Annotated in this window: 9 protein-coding genes; 3 read left to right on the top strand and 6 right to left on the bottom strand. The window is 72.1% G+C overall.

What is annotated here, in order from left to right:
* The first annotated feature begins 128 nt into the window (after window positions 1-128).
* Window positions 129-1,139 (top strand): LLM class F420-dependent oxidoreductase, encoded by a 1,011-nt coding sequence (locus ACWEN3_RS35415; protein ID WP_452979495.1) that lies wholly within the window; start codon window positions 129-131, stop codon window positions 1,137-1,139.
* Here ACWEN3_RS35415 and ACWEN3_RS35410 read toward each other — a convergent pair.
* Window positions 1,136-1,708 carry a hypothetical protein gene (locus ACWEN3_RS35410; protein ID WP_452979493.1) on the bottom strand — a complete coding sequence of 191 codons (573 nt, stop codon included), beginning with the start codon at window positions 1,706-1,708 and terminating at the stop codon, window positions 1,136-1,138. The two genes, ACWEN3_RS35415 and ACWEN3_RS35410, sit on opposite strands and share 4 nt — an antisense overlap.
* Before the next feature lie 127 nt (window positions 1,709-1,835).
* Here ACWEN3_RS35410 and ACWEN3_RS35405 point away from each other — a divergent pair, with 127 nt between their 5' ends.
* A complete protein-coding gene (locus ACWEN3_RS35405; RefSeq protein ID WP_452979491.1) occupies window positions 1,836-2,129 on the top strand; it encodes a hypothetical protein in 294 nt (97 codons plus the stop codon).
* A gap of 40 nt (window positions 2,130-2,169) precedes the next feature.
* Here ACWEN3_RS35405 and ACWEN3_RS35400 read toward each other — a convergent pair whose 3' ends face one another.
* The 3 genes from ACWEN3_RS35400 to ACWEN3_RS35390 are packed head-to-tail and all read right to left on the bottom strand — an operon-like array spanning window position 2,170 to window position 5,419.
* A complete protein-coding gene (locus ACWEN3_RS35400) occupies window positions 2,170-3,240 on the bottom strand; it encodes a prenyltransferase (protein ID WP_452979488.1) in 1,071 nt (356 codons plus the stop codon).
* Window positions 3,237-3,989, bottom strand: coding sequence for a class I SAM-dependent methyltransferase (locus ACWEN3_RS35395; RefSeq protein ID WP_452979485.1), 753 nt, complete (start codon window positions 3,987-3,989; stop codon window positions 3,237-3,239). Before ACWEN3_RS35395 ends, ACWEN3_RS35400 begins: the two co-directional genes overlap by 4 nt.
* Window positions 3,983-5,419: a glycosyltransferase family 4 protein gene (locus ACWEN3_RS35390; RefSeq protein ID WP_452979482.1), complete on the bottom strand. Its 1,437-nt coding sequence runs from the start codon at window positions 5,417-5,419 to the stop codon at window positions 3,983-3,985. The genes ACWEN3_RS35395 and ACWEN3_RS35390 overlap by 7 nt, the downstream gene beginning before the upstream one ends.
* Before the next feature lie 220 nt (window positions 5,420-5,639).
* Here ACWEN3_RS35390 and ACWEN3_RS35385 point away from each other — a divergent pair, with 220 nt between their 5' ends.
* On the top strand, window positions 5,640-6,260 hold the full coding sequence (locus ACWEN3_RS35385; protein ID WP_452979479.1) for a TetR family transcriptional regulator: 621 nt from the start codon (window positions 5,640-5,642) through the stop codon (window positions 6,258-6,260).
* A gap of 162 nt (window positions 6,261-6,422) precedes the next feature.
* Here the strand turns inward: ACWEN3_RS35385 and ACWEN3_RS35380 are convergent, their stop codons facing one another.
* Entirely contained in the window at window positions 6,423-6,656 is a 234-nt protein-coding gene (locus ACWEN3_RS35380) for a ferredoxin (protein ID WP_452979476.1), read from the bottom strand.
* A gap of 3 nt (window positions 6,657-6,659) precedes the next feature.
* Complete coding sequence (locus ACWEN3_RS35375; protein WP_452979473.1) at window positions 6,660-8,111, bottom strand: aldehyde dehydrogenase; 1,452 nt, start codon at window positions 8,109-8,111, stop codon at window positions 6,660-6,662.
* Window positions 8,112-8,264: the final 153 nt, after the last annotated feature.

Genomic DNA, 8,264 nt, shown 5'->3' with positions numbered 1-8,264 from the left:
GGCCGCGGAGCTGTTGCGCAGGCTGCACGGAGCTGCCGCTTCGGCCCCTCGCCCGTCCGGGCGGGGGGCCGTTGCCGGACAGTCGCCTCCCCCGTCCATGGACTGACGTACCGTCAGGAGGCAGGCGCATGCGGCTCGGTCTCGCACTCGGGTACTGGGGACGCGGTCCGAGCCGGGACCACGTCCCGCTCGCACAGGAGGCGGAACGGCTCGGCTACGACTCCGTGTGGACGGCGGAGTCCTGGGGCTCGGACGCCTTCACACCGCTCACCTGGATCGCCGCGCAGACGTCAACGATCAAGCTGGGCACGGCCGTTGCCCAGATGGCCGCACGCGCGCCGACCACCACCGCGATGCACGCCCTGACCCTGGACCACCTCTCCGGCGGACGGATGATGCTCGGCCTCGGCCTGTCCGGACCGCAGGTGGTGGAGGGCTGGTACGGCCGCCCGTTCCCGGCGTCGCCGCTGACCGCGACCCGGGAGTACGTGGACGTCGTACGGCAGGTGCTGCGGCGCGAGGCGCCGGTGGAGGTGGACGGCCGGTTCCACCCGCTGCCCTACCGCGGCCCGGACGGCACCGGCCTCGGCAGACCGCTCAAGCCGATCACCCACCCGCTGCGCCCCGGGCTGCCGGTGCTGCTCGGCGCCGAGGGACCGAGGAACGTGGCGCAGACGGCCCGGATCGCCGACGGCTGGCTGCCGCTGTACTGGGCGCCGAGCCGGCCCGAGGTGTACGGAGAGGTGGTGCGGGAGTTGCCCCGGGGGTTCCTGGTGGCCGCGATGGCCCGGGTGAAGGTGTGCGACGACGTCGCCGAGGGACTGCTGCCCGTCAAGGCGATGCTCGGCTTCTACATCGGCGGGATGGGCCACGCCTCCCGCAACTTCCACGCCGACCTCATGGCGCGCATGGGCTACGCGGAGGAGGCCCGCCGGGTCCAGGAGCTGTTCCTGGCGGGGCGCCGCGAGAAGGCGGTGCTGGCCGTGCCGGACGCCTTCGCCGACGAGATCTCCCTGGTCGGTCCGCGCGAACGCATCGCGGAGCGGCTGGAGTTGTGGCGCAAGGGCCCGGTGACGGACCTGCTGGCCCTGTCACCGGACCCGTACACCCTGCGGGTCCTCGCGGAGCTGAACTCCTAGGAACCGCTGCTGAGCTGACCCGCCGACGGCACCTGGTTCTTGACCGGTGCACCGGCGCTCGCGCCCGCGCCCTTGACCTTGTTGATGACGTCGTCGAAGGCGCCGGCCGCGTTCGCGTCACCGCCCCGCAGCTTGGCCGGCAGGCCCTTCAGGCTCTCGATGCCCGCGCTGAGCGGGGCGAGCGCCTTCGAAAGGTGCGGGTCGCCCTTGGCGTTGCGCTCGGCCGCCTTGAGCCGGTTGTAGGTGAAGGCACCGGCGAGACCGGCCTTCAGCAGGGCGGCCTTGCGGCCCTGGGCGCCCTTCTTGAACTTGCCCGCCTTCCAGGGCTTCACGATCCACTGGTAGGTGGCGCCGGCCGCGAGGCCCGCGTTCGCCACGAACCGGGTCTTGGCGAGCTTCTGCCGTTCGGCGGACGTGGTCGGGCTGGGGGTGGCGGCGGCGGGCATCGCCTGTACCGCCGCGGTGTCCTTCGTACTGGTGGTCGCGCTGCTCCCGCAGGCGGTGGAACCTGCCAGCAGGGCGCAGCACAGGGTGAGCGCCACACCAAGGCGTCGTATCGGTACGGGCACGAGGTCCCTCCGGGCGTGTCTCCCCGAGCGGTTGCTTCCTCAGGCAGGTTCACCCGGCGGGAGCGGCCGCACCACTCGGGGGACGCCGTTCGGGTTTCAGCGTGCGCGCTCCGGCAATCCGGAGAGTATGTCCCCTCGATATCGCAACGGTGCGAATCAGGCCGGGACGGTCATCGCGGTCGTCGCCGACATCATGGCGTTGATCCTCGGCCTGTGGATCCTCATGTATGTGCTGGACGCGAACCGGGCCAACAGCCTGGTCCAGTTCATCCACCACGTCGCCGCCTGGCTGGCGAGCTGGTCTTACGACCTGTTCACCTTCCACCAGGCCTGGGCCCGGGTGGTCGCCGGGTACGGCCTCGCAGCGGTGGTCTACCTCTTCATCGGCCATGCGGTGGCCAACCGCATCCACCGGCACTGACCCCGAACCGGCCCCCGGCTGCCCGCTGCTGGTGCAAGCACTAGCGGCAGCAGTCGGGGGTCAGTCCGGCCGGCAGGTGCTCGCCGCCGAAGACGGCGCAGGTGGCCTCGTGGCCACCGAGCGCGGCCACGGCGAGCAGCAGCGAACCCGCCGTCCACGTGGTGAGTTCGCGCGGCCAGACGGCCTTGTCCTCGAAGACGTACCCCGTCCAGTACAGGCCCGACTCCGGGTCCCGCAGGTGCTGGATGGACTGCAGGATCTCCAGGGCCCGGTCGGACTCGCCCACCGCCCAGAGGGCGAGGGCGAGTTCGCTGGACTCACCGCCGGTCACCCAGGGGTTGGGGACCACGCAGCGCACACCGAGGCCCGGGACCACGAACCGGTCCCAGGACTCCGCTATGCGCGCCTCGGCCTCCGCTCCGGTCAGGGCCCCGCCGAGGACCGGGTAGTACCAGTCCATCGAGTAGCGGTCCTTGTCCAGGAAGCGCTCGGGGTGCCTGCCGATCGCGTGGCGCAGCGCGCCGACCGCCAACTCCCAGTCGGGCTGCGGTTCCTCACGCTGCTCGGCGATGGCGAGCGCGCAGCGCAGCGCGTGGTGCACGGAGGAGCTGCCGGTGAGCAGGGCGTCGGACGTGGGCGTGCCGTCGTCGTCGCGGCGCCAGCCGATCTGGCCGCCGGGCTGCTGCAGGCGCAGCACCCATTCCATGGCCGCGTAGACGCAGGGCCACATGCGGTCCAGGAACGTGTCGTCGCCGGTGGAGAGGTAGTGGTGCCAGACGCCGACGGCTATGTAGGCGACGAAGTTGGACTCGCGGGCGCGGTCGGTGACGTCGTCGTGGGCGCCGTCGGCGTAGGCCGCGTACCAGGAGCCGTCCTCGTTCTGGTGCCGGGCGAGCCAGAGGTAGGCCCGTTCGGCGGCCTCGTGCTCGCCGGCCGCGTCCAGGGCCATGGCGGCCTCGGTGTGGTCCCACGGGTCGAGGTGGTGGCCCCGGAACCACGGGATCGCGCCGTCCTCCCGCTGCACGGTGAGGATGCCGCGGACGGTCGCGGCAGCCTGCTCGGCGGTGAGGACCCCGGGCAGGACGAGGTGTTCTGTCCGGGGGGTGGTCACTTGGCGGCCACCTCGGAGGTCTCGTCGAGGCGGGGCAGGTGGGGCTTGGTCGCGTAGACGACGAAGCTCTTGCCGATGATCGGGTTCAGCGCCTGCTCGGCGACCCGGGTGGCCAGCGGCTTCTTCATGATGTCCCAGACCAGCAGCTTGTGGTACGCCCGCACCGGCAGCGCCTTGTCGTTGTCCACGCCGAAGGCGCACTTGAGCCACCAGTACGGCGAGTGCAGGGCGTGCGCGTGGTGGCTGCCGTACGGCTTCAGGCCGGCCTCGCGGATCTTCGCGACCAGTTCGTCCGCCTTGTAGATGCGGATGTGGCCGCCCTCGACCTCGTGGTAGGCGTCGGACAGCGTCCAGCAGACCTTCTCGGGCCCGTAGCGCGGCACGGTGACGGCGATGCGGCCGCCCGGCCTGAGCACGCGCACCATCTCCGCGAGGACGCCCTTGTCGTCGGGGATGTGCTCCATCACCTCGGAGATGATGACGACGTCGAACGACTCGTCCGGGAACGGCAGCGCGAGGGCGTCGCCCTCCATGGCGGTGGCGGTGGCGCCCTCGGGGGCCTCCCCGGCCTCCTTCATCGCCGCGAACCACTTGGCGACCTCGCGGATCTCCTCGCCGTTCTGGTCGAGGGCCACGACCTGCGCGCCGCGCCGGTAGCACTCGAAGGCGTGCCGGCCGGCCCCGCAGCCGAGGTCCAGGACTCGGTCGCCGGGGGCGAGCGGGAACCGGGAGAAGTCGACGGTCAGCACGTGGCCCTGCTTTCGGTGTAGACGCCGGTGTCACTCGTCGAGGCCGCGGACGCGACACTCGCCGATGCCGTGGAGCGGCCGGGGTTCCGGGGCGCGGAGGGGACGGCGGCCGTGGGGTGGCCGGGGCCCGCGGAGCGTGCGATGGCCTCGCGGTAGCGGGCCACGGTTCCCTCCGCGGCACGCGCCCAGGTGAACTTCCGCAGCACCCGCTCGCGGCCGGCGCGGCCGAGCCGGACCCGCAGCTGCCGGTCGCCCAGCAGCCGGCCGAGCGCGGCGGCCAGCGCCCCGGCGTCGCCGGGCGGCACGGCCAGGCAGGTCTCGCCGTCGCGGCCGACGACCTCGGGGATCGCGCCGCCGGTGGTGGCGACCAGCGGGGTGCCGGTGGCCATGGCCTCGGCGGCGGGCAGCGAGAAGCCCTCGTACAGCGAGGGCACGCAGGCGACCTCGGCGGAGCGGGTCAGGTCGACCAGCTCGGCGTCGGAGATGCCCTTGACGAACTCGACGGCGCCCTCGAGGCCGTAGCGCTCGACCGCCTGGGCGACCGGGCCCTCCTGCGGGCGCTTGCCGACGACGACGAGATGGGCCTGCGGGTGCTCCGTGCGCACCTTGGCGAGCGCCTCGACCAGGAAGACCAGGCCCTTGAGGGGCACATCGGCGCTGGAGGTGGTGACGATCCGTCCGGGCACCTCGGCCACGGCCGGATTCGGCGAGAAGAGGTCGGTGTCGGCGCCGATGTGGACCACGTGGACACGGTCGTCGCGGACGCCGAGGTGGTCCACGATCTCCTGCCGGGAGGTGCCGGAGACGGTGAGGACCGAGGGCAGGCGGCGGGCGACGCGCTTCTGCATCCGGGTGAACGCGTACCAGCGGCGCACCGAGTAGCGGCGCTGCCAGGTGCCGGCCGCGTCGAGCTCCAGCTGCCGGTCGACGGTGATGGGGTGGTGGATGGTGGTGACCAGGGGCGCGCCGATGTCGCCCAGCAGCCCGTAGCCGAGCGTCTGGTTGTCGTGGACGACGTCGAACTCGCCGCGCCGGGCCCGCAGCAGGCGGCGGGCGCGCAGGGAGAAGGTCAGCGGCTCGGGAAACCCGCCGGTCCACATGGTCGCCACTTCCAGGGCGTCGATCCAGTCCCGGTACTCGTCCCGCTTCGGGGTGCGGAAGGGGTCCGGCTGGCGGTAGAGGTCGAGGCTGGGCAGCTCCGTCAGGGTGAGACGGGGGTAGCCCTCGTCGAGCACGGGGTACGGCTGGGAACCGATGACCTCCACCCGGTGGCCGAGGCGGGCCAGCTCGCGCGAGAGATGCCGTACGTAGACGCCCTGCCCGCCGCAGAACGGGTTCCCTTTATAGGTGAGGAGTGCGATGTCGAGCGGTCGCTCGCCGTCGGCAGCGGAGTCCTCCCGGGCACCCGCTTCCCGGGCCTCAGCGGTCACTCTGTGCCCCCTTCTGCCAGCACTGTCCCGCGAGACTACGACGGGACGCTAATCTAGAACAAGTTTCAGACTTGATCGTTCAAGAGCCTCTGAATCTACCGGCAGGTAGGGGCGCTGTGAGCAGTGGATCAGGTGATTCGCGCCACGGCGCGCAGCCCTGTCATGCTGTCTGATCACGTGCCCTACCGACACCCTCACCGATTGTCACGGAACGGGACCCATGCCTGCGGAAGCCAGTACGTCGCGCCCGGCCTCGCCTCCCCTCACGGAGCGGCAGGAGGCACGCCGCCGCCGGATCCTGCACGCGAGCGCCCAGCTGGCCAGCCGGGGCGGTTTCGACGCGGTGCAGATGCGCGAGGTCGCCGAGTCGTCCCAGGTGGCCCTCGGCACGCTGTACCGCTACTTCCCGTCCAAGGTCCATCTGCTGGTCGCCACCATGCAGGACCAACTGGAGCACATGCACGGCACGCTGCGGAAGAAGCCCCCGACGGGTGACACGGCCGCCGAACGGGTGGCGGAGACCCTGATGCGCGCCTTCCGCGCCCTCCAGCGCGAGCCGCACCTGGCCGACGCGATGGTCCGCGCCCTCACCTTCGCCGACCGCAGCGTCTCCCCCGAGGTGGACCAGGTCTCCCGGCAGACCACGGCGATCATCCTGGACGCGGTGGGCCTGGAGAACCCCACCCCCGAACAGCTCTCCGCGGTCCGCGTCATCGAGCACACCTGGCACTCGGCCCTCATCACCTGGCTCTCGGGCCGCGCGTCCATCGCCCAGGTGAAGATAGACATCGAAACGGTCTGCCGCCTGATCGACCTGACGGAACCGGACTCTTCGCACTGAGCGCCCCAGCCGTGGCGGCGGGCCTCCTCCTGGGGGGCGGCCAGGGAGACCTGCCGGGTGCCGGCGTGGGTCTTCCGTTCCCGCTCCAGTGGGCCCTCGCCGCAGGAGGCACACAACAGCTCGAAGCTGCTGGCGGGTTCGGCGCCGTAGCCGTGCCGGACGCTACTCCTCGGGCGGGAACACCGGTTCGCCGCAGCCCAGCAGCGTGATCACGATCGCCTCCACCGGGCAGTTCTCGGCCGCCGCCAGGACGTGCTCGCTCGCGTCGGTGTCCGGCTCGACGGGACGGGACTGGCGGGCGGAGTCGAGGCGGAAGCCGTCCGGGGCGCGGTGGAGGCACTGGGCCGAGCCGATGCACACGGACCGGTCGACCTCGACGTGCCAGCGGTCGCCCATGGGCTACGCCCCCGCCGGGAGGTGGATCATCTTGTGCTCCAGGTACGCGCCGTAGCCCTCGGGGCCGAACTCCCGCCCCAGACCGGAGTCCTTGTAGCCGCCGAACGGGCCCAGCATGTCCAGGCTGAAGGTGTTGACGGAGTAGGTGCCGGTGCGGACCTGCCGTGCGACCTCGATGCCGCGCTCCACGTCGGCCGTCCACACGCTGCCGGAGAGGCCGTAGTCGGAGTCGTTCGCGATCTTCACGGCCTCGGTCTCGTCGCCGTACGGCAGCAGGCAGATGACCGGCCCGAAGATCTCCTCGCGGGCGATCCGCATGGAGTTGTCGACGTCGCCGAAGAGGGTCGGTTCGACGTACCAGCCGCGCGCCAGCCCCGGCGGACGGCCGCCGCCGGTGAGGATCTTGGCGCCCTCCTCCTGGCCGAGGCGGATGTAGTCGAGGCTGCGCCGCTGCTGGCGCCGGGCGACCAGCGGGCCGACCTGGGTGGCGGGGTCCAGCGGGTCGCCGACCTTCAGGGCGCTCGCCGCCCGGGCGAAGGCGTCGGCGAACTCGTCGTAGCGGGCGCGCGGGACGAGGATGCGGGTCTGGGCCACGCACGCCTGGCCGTTGTTCATCCAGGCCGCCGGGACGATCCCGGACACCGCCGTCGCGAGGTCCGCGTCGGGGAGCACGACCGCCGCCGACTTGCCGCCCAGCTCCAGGGTGACCCGGGTGAGGTTGCGGGCGGCGACCTCCATCACGCGCCGGCCGGCCGCGACGGAGCCGGTGAAGGACACCTTGTCGACGCCGGGGTGGCCGACCAGGTACTCGCTGACCTCGCGGTCGGCGGGAAGGATGGACAGGACGCCCTCGGGCAGGCCCGCCTCGCGCGCGATCTCACCGAGGAGGTAGGCGTCCAGCGGGGACTCCGGGGACGGCTTGAGCACGACCGTGCAGCCGGTGAGCAGCGCGGGGGCGAGCTTGGCGGCGGCGACGAACTGCGGGACGTTCCACGGCACCACGGCGGCCACCACGCCGACCGGCTCGCGGCGCACGAGGAGCGGGCCGAGGACGCCGTCCCGGCGCTCCTCGTGGACGAAGTCCCGGGCGACCCGGATCGCCGCGTCCCACACCATCATCGCGCCGAGCGCCTGGGCGAGGACGCTCCAGGAGTAGGGCGAGCCGTTCTCGCCGGAGATCACGCGGGCGATCTCCTCGTGCCGGGCGGCGATCCCGTCCTTGATGCGGGTCACGACCTCGATCCGCTCCGCCAGGGTCGTACGCGGCCAGGGGCCCTCGTCGAAGGCGCGGCGCGCGACGGCCACGGCCCGGTCCACGTCCGCCCGGGAGGCGTGCGGCACCCGTCCGACGACCTCCTCGGTGTGCGGCGAGACGACCTCGATGACGTCCTTGCCCAAGGGGTCGGTCAACTCCCCGCCGATGAACAGCTGTCCGTGTTCCACGAGCTCGGTCATGGCCGACTGCCTCCCACCGCACCGCATCTGACGCTGTTTCAGAACTGATACCAGTTCTAGTTACGCGGGGCAATGGGATGCGCCGACCAGGGCCGCGCCGGCATGAACCGAACTACCGAACGCCCACGATCGGGCAGTGGGACGGAGGCCAGT

It is taken from the genome of Streptomyces sp. NPDC004561 (assembly GCF_053602155.1).
The sequence above is the reverse complement of the archived record's forward strand: the minus strand, read 5'-3'. Positions and strand labels throughout refer to the sequence as shown.